This window comes from Photobacterium salinisoli, assembly GCF_003614885.1.
In the GTDB taxonomy this organism is placed as follows: Bacteria; Pseudomonadota; Gammaproteobacteria; order Enterobacterales; family Vibrionaceae; genus Photobacterium; species Photobacterium salinisoli.
Window position 1 is genome coordinate 1,913,510 of the sequence record NZ_QZMS01000007.1, and the last position, 16,311, is coordinate 1,929,820.

At 43.0% G+C, this 16,311-nt stretch carries 9 protein-coding genes and 1 pseudogene; 6 read left to right on the top strand and 4 right to left on the bottom strand.

The window, feature by feature from the left end:
- Positions 1-34: 34 nt before the first annotated feature.
- The 4 genes from D6M16_RS09345 to D6M16_RS09360 all read right to left on the bottom strand — a co-directional run bounded on the left by D6M16_RS09345 (position 35) and on the right by D6M16_RS09360 (position 6,395).
- Complete coding sequence (locus D6M16_RS09345; protein WP_120511545.1) at positions 35-2,974, bottom strand: hypothetical protein; 2,940 nt, start codon at positions 2,972-2,974, stop codon at positions 35-37.
- Positions 2,975-2,986: 12 nt separating this feature from the next.
- Positions 2,987-4,201 (bottom strand): restriction endonuclease subunit S, encoded by a 1,215-nt coding sequence (locus D6M16_RS09350; RefSeq protein ID WP_120511546.1) that lies wholly within the window; start codon positions 4,199-4,201, stop codon positions 2,987-2,989.
- Positions 4,188-5,735, bottom strand: coding sequence for a type I restriction-modification system subunit M (locus tag D6M16_RS09355; RefSeq protein WP_120511547.1), 1,548 nt, complete (start codon positions 5,733-5,735; stop codon positions 4,188-4,190). Before D6M16_RS09355 ends, D6M16_RS09350 begins: the two co-directional genes overlap by 14 nt.
- A 72-nt stretch (positions 5,736-5,807) precedes the next feature.
- Positions 5,808-6,395, bottom strand: coding sequence for a restriction endonuclease subunit S (locus D6M16_RS09360; RefSeq protein WP_120511548.1), 588 nt, complete (start codon positions 6,393-6,395; stop codon positions 5,808-5,810).
- A 174-nt stretch (positions 6,396-6,569) separates the two neighbouring features.
- Here D6M16_RS09360 and D6M16_RS09365 point away from each other — a divergent pair, with 174 nt between their 5' ends.
- From D6M16_RS09365 to D6M16_RS09390, 6 genes and pseudogenes are all read left to right on the top strand, one after another.
- Entirely contained in the window at positions 6,570-7,925 is a 1,356-nt protein-coding gene (locus D6M16_RS09365; RefSeq protein WP_205576844.1) for a tyrosine-type recombinase/integrase, read from the top strand.
- Positions 7,909-10,521, top strand: coding sequence for a hypothetical protein (locus D6M16_RS09370; RefSeq protein ID WP_205576845.1), 2,613 nt, complete (start codon positions 7,909-7,911; stop codon positions 10,519-10,521). The genes D6M16_RS09365 and D6M16_RS09370 overlap by 17 nt, the downstream gene beginning before the upstream one ends.
- Entirely contained in the window at positions 10,518-12,518 is a 2,001-nt protein-coding gene (locus D6M16_RS09375; protein ID WP_120511551.1) for a site-specific integrase, read from the top strand. Before D6M16_RS09370 ends, D6M16_RS09375 begins: the two co-directional genes overlap by 4 nt.
- Entirely contained in the window at positions 12,515-12,898 is a 384-nt protein-coding gene (locus tag D6M16_RS09380) for a TetR/AcrR family transcriptional regulator (RefSeq protein ID WP_120511552.1), read from the top strand. The genes D6M16_RS09375 and D6M16_RS09380 overlap by 4 nt, the downstream gene beginning before the upstream one ends.
- Before the next feature lie 188 nt (positions 12,899-13,086).
- A pseudogene (locus D6M16_RS09385) lies at positions 13,087-14,871 on the top strand (HsdM family class I SAM-dependent methyltransferase); the annotation flags it as partial.
- A complete protein-coding gene (locus tag D6M16_RS09390) occupies positions 14,871-16,244 on the top strand; it encodes a restriction endonuclease subunit S (protein ID WP_120511553.1) in 1,374 nt (457 codons plus the stop codon). The pseudogene D6M16_RS09385 and the gene D6M16_RS09390, both read left to right, overlap by 1 nt.
- The last annotated feature ends 67 nt before the right edge of the window (positions 16,245-16,311 follow it).

Below are 16,311 nucleotides of genomic sequence, written 5' to 3' on the forward strand. Positions count from 1 at the left end.
CTCTTCAACCCCTGATACCCGAGGTGCAGTAAGTTCATCGGCTGAGTACCGAATCGCTGTCATAACCTGGGGGGAGATGTTTAAAATAATCTTTTGAGCCTGGCTTTGATTTGTATTGAAAATCCCTAAGCCCCCTAATGTCGAGTTTCGTAGTCAGTACACAAGGGTTGTCACCACCTTTGACATAAAGCATTGTTTTACTCTCGGTTTTGGTTGGTCTCAATACGCAAGACCCTCCATATTGCGAGGTATTTGCTTGAACTGTGTAGCAATGCAGATCCCGGACAGCGGACTCCAGAATATGTTGATAGTAATTTGTGTCTTTATTCCAAACGCATGCAAATAGAAGATCTATTTGTGATTTGAATAAAACTCTGTGGGTGATGTCTGATAGTTCGAAGCAGTTGTATGTCGCAAATGACAAACCACGCCATGATACTTTGTGGTAATAGGCATTTTGTTTGAGTACAAGATTGCCAGGCTTAAGCCGTACTGTTTCTAAAAGCTCTAGTTCGGCAGGAGCATAATGATTTTTTACGCGAGCTGTCATTACACAGGACTTGTACTTGCCAGAAACTCTAAATGGCAGCGCTTCTATGATCAAATTATATGCGACGTCATTCGATACCCAGTGTTCAAGTCCGAAAACAAGACCAATTTGATGTCTACGCGAAAATGACACCATAAACGGAAGCCAACTTACAGGTATGGCCACTTCAGGCATCACCAATAGATCCGCTTTCTCATAAAGAGCCGAATTTAGGATGCTATAAAGGTCCTCCTGACGTCTAAAGCTAAGGTTTGGCTGTCGATCCCGACGGACAGCACTGCTGATATCCTCTTCATTTACCCTAAGATTTGCGATTGCCAAGTTAATCTGGTCTTTAGACTCCTTGTCAGAAACCGATAGGCTGGATTTAACAATTCCAGCGGTGTCTGCATCTTCAGATGTAAAATCAACAGGAAATTCGTGCCCAAAGAATCGATTCTCATAGGCATCTATGGTTTCTGTTAACCAGCCATTCAAATCATTCTCGGTGGCGAGATGTTTTCCCAAATGAAAGATCTGCCATTCGTCGAAGTGTATAAAACGGGGTGAATGGGTAAGTTTGTTCTCGTCTAAAGAGAGATTCTCATTGCTTGTGAAATCATTCTCTAAAGTTAGATCAGATTCTTGACTAGAGTAGTTAGCCAGTGGCCAAGCGACGAGATGGTGGCGAATTAAGTTTGAGCATCTTAACTGCCATGCGAAATTATGCACATCAGATGCATATGCAATCAATTCATTTAACTCTGATTTATTCTTATGAAATGCACTGGTATGAGGAATAGATGGCCAGAAGAAACCAGAAAGGTTCTTTATATCCAAAAGCCCGATGGTAATTGCCAACGCAATCTGGTTGTATAAATTCAGGTCTTCGTTTAGCTTTTTGGTAAACCGGTCGGAATGCTTCCTAGGGTTTGGCACAAGGTCAACAATCTTGTTTATTTCGGCTTCCACATACTGATAAAAGAAAGACGCAAACCCGTAATTTTTGGTAATTACAGAGTATTGGTACAGTTTTTCCCATAAACGGAAAAATTGAAGTGCGTTCTGCCCCTTAAAGAACTGCTTAAGTTGTGGAAGAACCACATCTCTATTGTTCAGCTTGCAAAGTCGGTGAGCCGTTATATGACTGGATAGATACTTTGCCAGTTCTGTCTCATTTTCAGCAAGTCCAACAATGCTGCGTAACTTATTGGCAGACCCATCGTAGAGTACATCGTATGCAAATCTGTCGAGTTCTTTGTCAATATGATCACTTGGCAAAAATTTGAAGGCGCTGCTTCTTTCATCAAGTTCTTGCTTAAAAACTTCCAATCCGGCGCGGCTATGCTCCTTATCAAAGAACTGCAATATGAGCTTATCCTGTTGCATTGGCAACGTATTGTCAGCAACTGATATTACATATTCAGCATTATCGCCGGTTGCTGTGAGCACAGAACTTAAATAATGATTTACAAATGATGGTATTGGGTTTTCCACATCAAACTTAGGACGTTTGAAGACCATTATAATGTCATCGACGTAGCGGCCATAATAGGCTGGCCTAACATCATCACCAATAGAATAATCAAATTCTGAAAGATACCAGTTGGCGATGATGGATGCTGACGCCATGCCGATAGGCAAACACTTTTTATCTTTGCTCTCAATATGAGTTTGCTTGATTCTAGGTGCGATAACTTGCTGGTAACGAGTGTATATTGCTTCCAATACAAGGTTAAGCTTTAACGCAAACTCTGTGAGTTGGGCATTGTCTGAATAGTGATTTTCAATTTCATCTTCAATGTTTTCAAAATCTAAATCCACATGATAGAAGTAAGACTTCAAATCAAGCGATAAAAGTGCAACATCATCACCATTCTTAGATACTTGAGTTGCAACCTCTAAGGCCTGATCGCGCCATTGGTTGTATTGGTCAATATATCGCTTGAAGACCTCTTGGCCGGAAAGGTCACTATCTTTTGAAAAGTTAAGAGCCGAGGAGTGCATCCGATTTCCATAGCTGTCCTTGCTCATGCCTTTCTCAAGAGCAGGGCCAACAAATAGACACCACAGCATTTCAATGATATGGATTTCTACTGGAGCATTGATGAAGTAGTTAACTTTTGAAACTTGATATTGCTCAGAATCACGGACATTACTGATGAATAAACCTGAATTCTGGCTTGGTTTGTCTTCGTTACGCTCTACAAGCTTTGGTAGCAAGTGGTAGTTAATACTTTTCAGCCAATCCTTGAAATACTTGTGGTTACAAGGGCCTTCTTGATCAACTACCTCCAGTATGGATTCAAACACCTCGTCCATTTCAGTGTGGCTGGCCTCGAACTCTGCCACACGTTGCTTGAGAAACAGATTAAGGTTCTCATGGTATGCGTAGCTCTTAACGAAGAGGTACGCTTTCCTAATATGATCAATATTCAAATCCATAAATGACTCTCCTTATACCAAAACTCTTCGCTTGCCCGTCAACAACTGCTGCATCAGGGCTTTTTTCTCTTGCTTTAAGGCATCGAGCTTTTGTTGCAGAGCGGTGATTTCCTCATCGGCGGTGGATAGGACTGCTGCAATTTTTTGTTGTTCTTCCAGTAATGGACAAGGAAACTCCATCTTTTCAAAGTCCTTTTTGGATAGCTCTAAAAATGTGGAACCAGACGCTTTTCGAAGTAACGCTATAGAGTTATAGGCGAGCAAGTAATATATGAAATTAACATCAAATGCCTTCGTCGGAATGATGTTTTTAAACCCTTGGTTTGTACATATCGGCCCAGAGGAAATGGACAAGGCACCAATGGTTGCTCGCGTACAAACCATCAAACTACCAGCGGGTAATATCGTGGCTGAGCTATTTTGGACCCCAGCTTCACTAATGGTCCTAGTCGTTGCGCGGACGAATCTAGACTTCAAAGCCGTTACGTCTGTTGGCGTTAACCAATGAATATCGCCATCCCAATATTCTTTGGTGTTTGTATCAGGTGTACCACCAGATACAACTTTCCCCATCTGAGAAAGTGTGGTGATTTTCCACTCCCCACTAAACCTAACCCCATTCTTATCCAGCAGGCGCTTCTTACCCGTGAGCAGTTGTTGCATCAGGGCTTTTTTCTGCTGCTGGCTATTGGCCAGCAGTTGTTCGGTCGTGGTGATGGCCTTATCCCAGGTGGAGAGAGTTTGGGCGATTTTCTTTTGTTCGGGGAGTGGGGGCGAAGGTACTCTCAGTTTTTTAATATCAGAAATATTAATCCGAGAAACCGTTGAGCCGATTGATAACCTTGAAATGTCAGACTTGCATTTCTCAGTGGCCAGAACAAGAGATAAAAAAACAGGGTCAACTTTTTCGGTTTTAGGACGGAGCATCACCATCCGTTGCCCCATGCATACCTTAAGCTCTCTAGGAACTAAACAGCTTTCACCAGCAGGTGCTTCGCGTGTAAACAGCACATCTCCGTGAATAGGAACTGCTCTTTGTGTCCATTCATCATAGCCCGCCTGAGTTGTATACTTCATGTCATCCATGATGAGCTGCCCATTTCTTACATTACTTGTTCTGACGACAAGGAATTCAGACTTATCAACGTATGGAGCAGTTTTGTGTTCGCAATCAACGATCGTGCACAAACTTTGAATAGATTTAGCTTCGATATCACTGTAAGGCATATTCCAACTCCTCCAGATACTTGGCCATCTCGATTTCCAGCTCGGTCAGTTGCGCCTTCAACTGCTCTCGTTCAGCACGCACCGCCATTAGGTCGATTTCTTCCTCTTCTTCAAAGGTATCGACATAGCGTGGGATATTTAGGTTGTAATCGTTTTCTTGGATCTCTTTCAGGCTAGCAAGGTAAGCGTATTTATCGACGTTTTCTCCTGCTTTGTAAGTAGCGACGATCTTAGCAATATTCTCCTCACTGAGTTGGTTCTGATTTTTACCAGATTTAAACTCGCGTGATGCATCAATAAACAGGACGTTGTTATCTACTTTTTCTTTTTTGAAAATCAGAATTGCTGCGGGAATGCCTGTACCATAAAACAACTTCTCAGGTAGGCCAATCACGGCATCCAATAGGTTTTCATCAATCAGTTTTTGGCGAATTTTACCTTCACTGGAGCCACGAAATAGTACTCCATGAGGCACAACTACCCCCATGCGACCTGTCTTAGGTTTTAGCGTTTCAATCATATGTAGGATAAAGGCGTAGTCACCCTTGGTTTTCGGCGGTATGCCACGGCGAAAGCGGCTGAACTTGTCGTGTTCAGCTTCGTCATGGCCCCACTTATCCAAAGAGAAGGGGGGGTTGGCAGTCACAATGTCAAACAGCATCAGATCGCCATTTTTATCCAGCAACTTGGGGTTGCGGATGGTGTCGCCCCATTCAATTTTGTGGTTGTCTTCGCCGTGCAGGAACATGTTCATTTTGGCCAGCGACCAGGTGGAGCCAATGGCTTCTTGTCCGTACAGGGCGTAGTTTTTACTGCCGTAGTTTTTGCGAACTTTGCTGCCACACTTCATTAATAATGAGGCTGAACCACAAGCAGGGTCACAGATACTGTCGCCCGGTTGCGGGTCTAATAACTCGGCGATGAGATCCGAGACTTCTGGCGGGGTATAAAACTCACCGGCTTTCTGGCCACCACTGGCGGCGAAGTTTTTGATCAAATATTCGTAGGCGTTACCGATCACATCCAACGTTCCAACACGGCTGGGTTTGAGGTTCAGCTCGGGTTTGGCAAAGTCTTCCAGCAGGTGACGAAGAATGGTGTTCTTTTGCTTCTCTTCACCCAGTTTGTCGGTGTTAAAGCTGATGTCCTGGAACACACTCTTGCCAGCGTCTTTCAGCTTGGTGCCGTTGGCTTCTTCAATGGCATGCAGCGCCTGGTCGATGCGTTCGCCGTTTCCGGGTTCATGACGGCGTTCGTACAGGGCGTAGAAGCTGGCCGCTTTGGGCAGTACAAACCGCTCATTTTTCATCATCTCTTCGATGAGTTCCGGCTCATCGCCGTACTCGGCCTTGTAGCCATCGTAGTGATCCTGCCATACATCGGAGATGTATTTGAGGAACAGCATGGTCAGGATGAAGTCTTTATAGGTATCGGCGCTGATGGTGCCACGGAAGGTATCACAGGCATTCCACAGCGCTTTGTTAATGCTGTCTTGGTTAATTTTATCGTTACGGCTCATGGCTGTATCGTTCATCCATTGTTTCCTTTTAGTGGGGCCAATTAGTGGCTGGCCCAGTTCAAGTCTTAAATTTGCTGTGCTGGCTGTTTAGTGGCTATGCGTCTGGTACAAGTCGTTGGCGATTGCGCCCATCATGCGCTCACCGTTGTTTACTAGCTTCTGTATCAGCCTTTGCTCTTCACCCAACGTGTTGGCCATCGCAATGATTGCTCGCTGCTTGGCAAGTGGCGGAACAACTACTGGGGCATCTTCCAGCACACTGCGGCGAATACTTTTTGTTAAGGTGCCTTCAGCATTCTGCTCAAAATATCGCTGAGCCGGTACCTGATTCAGTAGCCAAACCATAAATTCAGGCAGGATTTCTTTCTTCTTCAGGCTGATTACAAAAAAATGTGGTGCGGCAACGGCCTGTTTACCTGTGGTGGCCAATAACTGATCCACCTGTACGGCGTAGTTATGGCTGCCACGTGCGGCCACTAAAATATCACCTGTAGTGAGGTAGTCGGGTTCGCGCTTGCCGGGAAGCGTGGTTTCCAAACAGTCTGACCAGCGAATCCCTTCGGTTAGCGAGACATCCTTCATCTGAACCGCGACCACGGCAGAGCCTGGCACTTCAGGAATTTTGCCCCGAAATGGATAGCCTGCATTGATGGTTGCAATCTGTTTGAGCTTCAAACCTTCACCTGTTCATAGTCAATGATGCAGAAATATTCTGTTGATCCTGGTTAAATGTCAAGCTAAAGTTGTTTCATCGCCTTTGATGCAAATAAACCTATCGAGGGCTTTTTGTTGATTATATGAAATACGTCATAGGTAATGATGCAAAAAAAACTATCAAGGGTGTATAGGGTGCGATTCAATGTGGGTTCCTTACCAGTGTTCTCGGGTGAGACTGGCCATCAGGGGATAAGAGTCATTGAATACCGGAAAGATCATTGGGTAGATAATTTCCCTCTCATTTGGTCGCATGAACGCCAGTTTGATGCTCTGGAAATGAATTTATTCCTGGAGCACCGTTACAAGGGGCTGTATCGCGCTCCTAAACGAGCTGCTAGATCGAACCCATTGGGTGGTGTCTCTCTCAAGACGATGCAATCAATAGCAAACTCGCTGTGTATTTTTCTGAGTTGGCTCGCAGAGGAAAACGTTGATTGGCGCCAGGTTACTGCTCAGGCATCGACACAGCGTGCCAAGTATTGGCTCCCTGTTTATCGGTTTAGAAAATTTCTAATCGATTTGATCCAGGCAAAATCTTTAGGCCGCGATAGCGCCAATTTGTATATGACGCATGTTAGACAATTTTACGAGTGGGCTCGTCGTAGAGGGACTATAGAAAAGCTGCCTTTTGAATATCAGCAGTTACATATTAAACGCAGCAGCGATCACTCAGATATTAACTCGATATTTTCTATGGCTCATCGTTCATCTGAAATAACCGTTCACACATCCGATCTAACGATACCGAGAAAATACCGACAGAAATCACTACCTAGTGACCAATTGTCTCCATATACCACTGAAGAGCTTAGCGCTCTATATTGCACTCAATACATCAAGTTTCCTGCAAGACGCCTGTGGATAGATCTAGCCCTTTTCACTGGTATGAGGGCTTTTGAAATTGCTCAGTTTTTGGATGTTCACGCAGTCGATCCATCAATAAGTGACGTAGCTTCATATCATGCAAACATCACAGGTAAGGGGAATAAAGAACGCCAGATACTAATACCGCGTACACTAATGCAACGATTGTGGCATTACAAAAATTGTGATGAACGAATGCGTAGAGTTATGAAGTGGGAAGTGAAGAATGGAACGAATAGCGATAGGCCACTATTCATTAATCGTTCTGGATTAGGGATTTCTGAAAAGTCCGTTAGTAATACCGTCATCATTGCTCGCAAAGAGTTGTCGCTTGCTGGTATCGCTCTGGAGCGAAGCTTTCATGACTTACGGTCAACATATGCAACCAACCTTGCCAAGTACATGCTCGACAAAGGCTTAGAGCCTGGGTTCATCGAGTTTAAATTGATGGCGTTACTTGGTCATTCAAACTTCTCAACAACACGGAAGTATTTAAACTTCGCTCGTGCAGTGACCTTTGATAGTGAAATGAAAGGTTGGTCAGACACAATATTCGACGGCATCGATGTGCGGCTTGTTGGCGATTATCAGCACTTGCTAGGGAGGGATGATGACCAATCCTAGACAAAGGCTTTGCGATATATCTCCTGCGTTAGAACAGGAGTTTATGGAGCTTCACTACAAAATCGAAAATGGCTCGATTAAGGCCAGCAAGGTTACAGTGAAAGGTTATCGTAATGGCCTTTTACAAGGAATAAAGGCCTGGCCTGAAGTGAGTGCTGATCACCTTGCTCATCTTCAAAATCATGGAGTGAAGTCACTCAGAGATCAAAAATATTGGCTTCATTTAGAAATCGCTGCATTTAGCAATTTGGAAAAGCAGAAGGCCGTTGCATTCACTCGGTCATTGGACTTCCTATATAGGCTTACTCATCCAGAAAACTACACAGGAAAACCAACCTTTGTTGCGGTTCATGGATCCTTGGTTGGTTTATTAGATATCTATCTGAAATCTGAGCTGCTTGGAGATTCAGTAAGAAGCGCAATAACGAAATTTGTTGACTCAGAAGCTTTATCTAAGGCTACTAAAGTAGCGGTTGTACAACAAGTTGTGAGCATCATTAAAGCGTTAGCATCTGATGAGAACTCTGATGTTATGGTGCTTCTAGAATCTGTGCTCGATGAGGGTCATCTGATCGAAGCAGGTATTAAGAAGCACAGGGTAATGCCTGTTAGATCACAGCTAAGGGCTTTTATTGAGGTTGTATATCCTGATCTTTTCTATAGACAAAAGCTGTTGATTGGCGGAAGGAGCCTGGATGTCACTGAACTCCATGCTACATCAAGAATTGCATTGATGCAGATAAAAGCACTTGTTGGAAATACTTACTATTCAGGCGAGTATGGGCATAGTTCGGGTGGGATTAAGGGGCGGCTATCATGCGCCATAAGAACAATTCTGAGATTTGTTAAGAAAGACGAATATTTTAAAAAGCTATTTATGGAAGTTGGCCTAGATGCTTTGGCTGCGAACGACTATCGCCCACTAAAAGATATTTTTCAATACTACAAGCAGTATGAGGCGACTTCGGTTGCAAATCTATACGAGCACTACTCTGGGGTGGAAGTTAGTCAGCGAATATTATTTCAAGATATTTTATGCTTTGAAAATGAGGGGGCAGGGAAAGTTAAAACCCTTGATATATCTTACATATCTGAAATTTGTTCAAAGCTTAGAGAAGATATCGTTCGTATTCATGAAGAAGAAACCGAACTTATTGGTCAGAAAAACTATGGGGCTGAAACCCTTCATGCCCGCTTCTCAAAACTAGTCAAAGTGTTTTCAAGCTATTGTAATAGGGGTGCGATAAAAGGTCTTGGTCTGAGCCTGCTATCTGCGAACGACGGTAATATTCAGCTTGATATTTTGTCCAGAATACAAGCGGATGTACTTACAAAATCCGTCTCAAGACGAACAGCTGAAGGTTATATTTCCGCTATCAGATGGCTTTGCGGAATAACTGGACAGAAATTTATTAATGCATATCGGGTAACTAGCAATAGGCATGCTGTGCATGCTTCGAGAATGAAAAGTTGTGATACATATACGTTGGATGAAGTACGGGAGCTAACGTTTCATATAGAAAAAGGAATTTTAAAGAATGACTGGCCATTGCAGGATAAGCTGGCCATGTATTTTGCAAGAATACAAATTAAGACGTGCTGGAATACATCTTCAATAGCTAAAATCGAGTGTTCGGATATTCAGCAAGTTGACATACCAACAAGCAATCGACCTATAACAATGCTTGTTCAAAAGCCCCGTAAAAGCTATCAGACAGACCATTTTAACTTTGACTATAAGTCATCACGATCCGCTATTCATGATTTTCTAACGGTACGGGATACCTTAACAAGAACTACCAGGAGCAAGTATGCTGGATATGATAATTCAAGATTCCTATTTATTTATGAAGAGCTAGACCAACTTAAGACGATAAATTACAACGGTATTGTAGCCAGGATAGCCACGATTCTTATGGGGCTTGGGTGCTCGATAAAATATAACTCCGTAAAGCTTAGAAAAACTGGTTCTAATGAGGTCTATCGCCAGCTTTCAAAAGATTTCAGGAGATATAAAGATGCCTTTAAACATACATACCCTACCTTTATAAAAAACTATCAACGAGTCAATGAAGCATCTTCAAAAGCGACCCTTAGTGATGCAGCCAAAATTATGGAGCAGTATTTCAGTGGTAAGGAGCTATCGACTGAGATCAAAATTGTTACTGAATACGAATATGGCACTCAACTAACCCCGGTAGGAGGATGTAACGCGGAGAAAGGCTCTAAAGAAGCGCACTATTATGCAAAGCAAAACAGGTTATTAGCGTCTAATAAAATCGACAGATGCGGTGATTTTATGGCGTGCATATGGTGTAAACACTACAGGGTTGTAGCTGATGCCGATCATGTCTGGCAATTGCTGTCTTTCAAAGATTATGTCCTAGGTGATATGCAGGGGGCTATCGCGCATTTTTCCGATGTTAGCCTGCAAAAGCAGGCTCATCGCGCTTTATCTGAAAGAGTTGATGTGATCATATCTAGGCTAAAAATTACAAATTCTGATCAGGTTAGTTTGGGGCGGACATTGTTTAAAAATAACGGTCTGCATCCAATCTGGAACTTTGCCATATCTGATATCGCAGGTGTTATATGAGCATTTCCTTCGTACTTTCAGAGTGCCTCAGTGGCATTGGGGAATACAATATAAAGCCATATTGCGAAAAACGCTGGCTATCTTTACGCGATGAAATTGTCTGGAGTGGTTCTGATCGTATCGGTTACTCACGGGAGGTTAGGCTTTCAGATGCCACATGGAAGCCGATTGGAGAAAAGATTGGGATATCGTTCAATGAACTCGGCATCGAGTTTGAGTATGAATTCAAGATATTGATATTGGCTCTATACACATCAGGGATTGGTGAAGGTATGCCGCCGCTGAAATGGAGTACCATTATAAATGGGGCAAGAAGTCTGATGACTATTGCCAGATTTCTTTGCGTAAAGCGAATTCATTCTTGGATCGAACTCGATAAACTCAATAATTTAAAAACATCACACTACTGCGCTGAAGCTATTAGTTACGTTGGAGCTAACGATAAGCCTAGTTTGTGCGTTTCGATTAACACTGCTACTAAATGGTTGAAATGCTACGGCTTACTAGGAAAGGAATCATTAAATTTGATTTCTGATAAGTTCACGCCAATCGTGGCCGCTTATCAAATAAACGGAAGAAAGAAACACCCGGTTATTCCTTGTGGTGTTCTAAAAAAACTAATTTCAAAAGTTATCTATGAGCTTGATTTGATCAATGAAATTCGTGACGAATGGATTCGACGTCAATCCGATGACATACGAAGAATAGAAATAGGTCAGTACAAAATTGTAAACGGGCGGTACAGAAGCATCTGCGGCGGAGGTGATGCAGCTGTAACAGCAAAGATTGGTAGAATAAGAGGCTTAGTAAATGTATTAGTACTGGCCTTTACAGGGATGCGTGATGGAGAGGCGCTAGCTCTTGCAAATGATTGTTTAGTCACTAGAGAGGGTGATACTGGCGAGCTTCACTACTCGCTGCTATCCGAGCTAACAAAAACAACTGATGGCTCGCAGAAAGTAGAATGGGTATGCGGAGAGATTGTTTCAAAATACTTAACTCTCATATCCACGTTGAATGAAGTGGTTTATGAAAAAGCTACTGCCATCATTGAGTATCTGTCATCTGAAATCTCGGATGAATATCTAAATGAATTGCAGCAAGGGCTAAGATATAAGTATATCTTTACAGTTAACTATTCGCTTACTAGCTGCGGATTCTATCGCATGAATAAGCGACCAAATTCTGCCGCTTTCAATATTAGTGACTTCTTTAAGATCCCTCTCAATACATCAGATATAGAGCAACTTGATCGCCTTGAATGTAATTACAAATCAGTTGCGCCAAACAATTCAGATCGACATCAACCATACAAGGTAGGTGATTACTTCAACTTCACTCCTCATCAGTTCAGGCACACATTTGCCTGGTTTATCATCGCAAACCGCTTAGGTGAGTTGGATGATATTAGATATCAGTACAAGCACTTATGGCAGAATATGACCCTGGTCTATGCCCAGCGCGGATTCGAGTCTATCGGGGAACTGCTAAATATAGCGGATGAGTTTTCAGAGCATATTACAAGTTTGACGGTGAATGAGATTGTCGAGGCCTCACTCGATGGAAATATTGCTGGGCACGGTGGTGCACGGTTCTCTAGTCGAATCAAAGAAATGTTGGGAAACCAAGTTGAAGAAAATGTTCAACCACATTTCAAAGATATAAATCAACTGGTGGAATTTATATCGAAAAACTCAAATGACTTGCGAGGAGTTGGGCACGGTTATTGTACGAAAGCTAAGGATTGTAAAGTCAAGAATGTAGCTGATCCGAGCCATTGTGTTTATTGCGACGGATACATTGCAACGCCTAGGCACTTAACTTACTGGAAATCAATTCAGCTGAACTGTGAAGATAAAATCAAGAAGATTGAATCAGCGCCAGATGGGGTTCGGGAAAAGTTGCATTCTTTTAGTATGGTTCTAAAAAGTAACCTAGAGGCTGCCAGGGTTATTATTGAACAGCTAGATCCGTTAAGAGGGGTTGATCAAGCATGAGTGAGAATACCAGGAGGTCCCTAATAGATGCCTTATATGAACTGATTAGCGAAGGTAAAAAAGTAAGCATTAAATCAGTTGCTAATAGAGCTGGATTAAGCCATTCCATCATTTATAACCGCTATCCAGATTTAAAGTGCATAATTAAAGACGAGCAAGTAAAGCAAACTGAACAACTGAAACGGGATAGCGATATAGCGGAGTTAGAGAAGCTTAAAATCAAACTATCATCAGCCACAAGAAAAAATAAAAAGCTTGAGCAAGAGAAATCAACGGACTTCCCCTCTTTGCTTGCCCATATTCAACAAGTCTATTCGATGTACGACCAACTGGCTGAAGAGCATGTTGAAGCTCTTAACCGCTTGCGTGAGATAAAGTAACAACCAAATAAAGCATTGCTCAAATAAAGCATTGCTGTCGAGATTAAGTTCAGCGGTCTCCATTATCGCATTTGGCGTAACACTCTAGGATCTTTTCGGACAGCGATTCTAAGATTTAGGCTCGAAACACTACCGAAAGTGTTACTACCCCAGAGTCCCCGCCAAATCACCATGTAACACTTTTTCAGAACACTGAAGATGGCATTGTTTTCACCCCGCGTGACATCGTGCGCCTGACCACCTCTTTGGTGTTTATGGAAGACGACGAAGCCTTAACCAAAGATGGCATCATCCGCACCATCTATGACCCAACAGCGGGTACAGGTGGCTTCCTGTCCTCAGGTATGGAATACGTGCACGAACTCAACCCGAAAGCGGTAATGCGTGCGTTTGGTCAGGAGCTAAACCCAGAGTCCTACGCTATTTGTAAGGCGGATATGCTGATCAAAGGGCAAGACGTTAGCCGCATCAAACTGGGTAACACTCTGTCAAATGACCAACTGCCCGCCGATCAGTTTGACTACATGTTGTCTAACCCGCCGTTTGGTGTGGATTGGAAAAAGATTGAAGGTGAAATTAAAGACGAGCACCAGCAAAAAGGCTTTGATGGACGCTTTGGCGCAGGCTTGCCGCGAGTCTCTGATGGTTCGTTACTGTTCCTAATGCACCTTATCAGCAAGATGCGTGATAAGAAGAATGTCGATAACCAAGTGATCGATGGCGGTCGTATCGGCATCATCCTTAATGGTTCACCACTATTTACTGGTGGTGCGGGTAGCGGTGAGAGTGAAATTCGCCGCTACATCCTTGAAGCTGATCTACTTGAAGCGATTGTCGCGCTGCCTACCGATATGTTCTATAACACAGGCATTGCGACCTATGTTTGGGTTCTGAGTAACAAAAAAGACCCAGCACGTAAGGACAAAGTGCAATTGATTAATGGCGCTAACTTAAGTACGAAAATGCGTAAGTCGTTAGGCTCTAAGCGTCACTATTTAACTGATGAAGAAATTCGCACCATCACGAAGAACTTTGGTGACTTTGAAGAAATCGACACCTTGACCAAAGATGGTGTGACGGACAATCAAAAAAACTTTGCCAGCAAGATCTTCGACACTTACCAGTTTGGCTATCGTCGCCTCACTATCGAGCGTCCACTGCGTCTATCTGCGCAAATCACTGATGAAGCGGTGGAGTCACTGCGTTTTGCGCCTAAGCCGTTTAATGCCGTGATGCAGGCTGTCTTTGAGCAGTTTGGCACTGAATGGACAGAAGACACTTATGGCACACTGATTGAAGTGGAAGCTGAAGTGCGTGCGCTGATCAAAGCAGACTTCCCAGAGCTGAAAGAAAAGCAAATCAAGGATGTACTGGATAGCAAACTGTGGCTAGGCCAAAAAACGTTGATGGATAATGCCAAAGTTCTGCAAGTTGCGGTTGGCGATAACCTTGGCGGTAAGGCGCAACAATCAGACGACTTTAATCAGTTTGAGCTGACCCTCAAAGGTGCATTCAAAACCACTGGCATCAAGTTCGACGCCAAGCAGAAGAAACAGTTTATTGATGCGATCACTTGGAAGAACAAAGACGCAGAACCTGTGATCAAAAAAGTGCTGAAAGAAGCTGCACAACCACTTTACGGTGCTTTTGACTATAAAGGCAAAGTTGTTGAGTTCCAACAAGATGGCGACCTGCGTGATAACGAAAACGTGCCACTTGACCCGAGTGTAAGCGCATCAATCCTGATTGAAAGTTACTTCAAACGCGAAGTGCAGCCACACGTAGCTGATGCGTGGATTAACGCAGACAAACGCGATGACAAAGACAATGAGATTGGTGTAGTGGGCTATGAAATCCCGTTCAACCGCCATTTTTATGTTTACCAACCACCGCGTGCACTGGAAGCGATTGATGCCGATTTGGATGCGGTGAGTGCAGATATTATGAAGCTACTGCAAGAGGTGCATTCGTAATGACAGCCTTGAGCGAAACAAAAAGATATCAGGCATATCCAGAGTATAAAGATTCTGGAATTGAATGGATGGGTGATATTCCCAATGAATGGGTAACCATACCTGTGGGACGTTTATATTCTCGAACCAAGAGAACTGGGCATAGTGAAAAAGAGTTGCTATCTGTGTATCGGGATTATGGCGTTATCCCAAAATCTAGTCGTGATGATAACAACAACAAAGAATCAGATGATTTAACACCATATCAACTTGTTCAACCAAATGACTTGGTCATGAATAAAATGAAAGCATGGCAGGGATCTATTGCAGTCTCTGAATACGAGGGAATTGTAAGCCCAGCGTATTTTGTTTATGAGCCACGTGAAAAGTTATTCGAATTAGCTCATCCGCGATATGTTCATTACCTATTGCGTAACCCTATTTATATCACTCAATACATGAGCCGTTCTAAAGGGATACGAGTCAACCAATGGGACTTGGATCCAGATGAGTTCAAAACAATTGAGTTGCTACTTCCTAGCAAAGATGAGCAAAACAAAATCTTTGAATTCCTCGATCACGAAACTGCCAAAATCGACACTTTGATCGAAAAGCAGCAGCAACTGATTAAGCTGCTGAAAGAGAAGCGCCAAGCGGTGATCAGCCACGCGGTGACCAAAGGTTTGAACCCGCAAGCACCAATGAAAGATTCTGGTGTGGAGTGGTTAGGGGAAGTGCCTAAGCATTGGGTATCTACGCCTCTAAAGCACTATGCAAAGGTAATTGATTGTAAGCATATTACCGCTGAATTTACTGATGATGGTTTTCCTTTGGCGAGTATTTCAGAAGTAAAAGGATGGTCGGTAGACTTGAGTAGAGCGAAATACACCTCGAAAAAGTATTACGATGCACTTATTGAGGGAGGTCGTAAGCCATTAGCAGGGGATATCATTTACAGTAGAAATGCGACCGTTGGTGAAGCAGCTTTAGTTCTACCAGATATGCCAGAGTTTGCAATGGGGCAAGACGTTTGTTTAATAAGACTACTAGAGAATGTTAACTCAGAATATCTTCTTTACGTTCTGAATTCAGGAGTGATTGAAAATCAACTTTCGTTAGCAATGGTAGGCTCAACATTTAAGCGTATAAATGTTGATAATATTAGGAATTTTTTATTGGCTCTTCCTCCTCTTTCAGAACAAGAGCAGATAAATGAGTCGTTATCGAACTTAACAAATAAATATGACCTCCTCATAGATAAGGCATCGGTGAAAATCAACCTAATGAAAGAACGTCGAACAGCTCTTATCTCCGCAGCAGTTACGGGCAAGATTGATGTACGCAACTGGCAAGCTCCAACACCTCAAAATCAGACTTTAGAACAAACAGCTTAAGTTTATTGCCATTCTCTAAAGGGAGTGGCTTTTCGCTTTAGTTGGCTATCAAGAATAAGAAGAATAA

Coding starts and splice junctions, on each gene's coding strand:
- D6M16_RS09390 (WP_120511553.1), top strand. CDS start 14,871: ATGACAGCCTTGAGCGAAACAAAAAGATATCAGGCATATCCAGAGTAT.
- D6M16_RS09355 (WP_120511547.1), bottom strand. CDS start 5,735: ATGAACGATACAGCCATGAGCCGTAACGATAAAATTAACCAAGACAGC.
- D6M16_RS09350 (WP_120511546.1), bottom strand. CDS start 4,201: ATGCCTTACAGTGATATCGAAGCTAAATCTATTCAAAGTTTGTGCACG.
- D6M16_RS09380 (WP_120511552.1), top strand. CDS start 12,515: ATGAGTGAGAATACCAGGAGGTCCCTAATAGATGCCTTATATGAACTG.
- D6M16_RS09375 (WP_120511551.1), top strand. CDS start 10,518: ATGAGCATTTCCTTCGTACTTTCAGAGTGCCTCAGTGGCATTGGGGAA.
- D6M16_RS09345 (WP_120511545.1), bottom strand. CDS start 2,974: ATGGATTTGAATATTGATCATATTAGGAAAGCGTACCTCTTCGTTAAG.
- D6M16_RS09370 (WP_205576845.1), top strand. CDS start 7,909: ATGATGACCAATCCTAGACAAAGGCTTTGCGATATATCTCCTGCGTTA.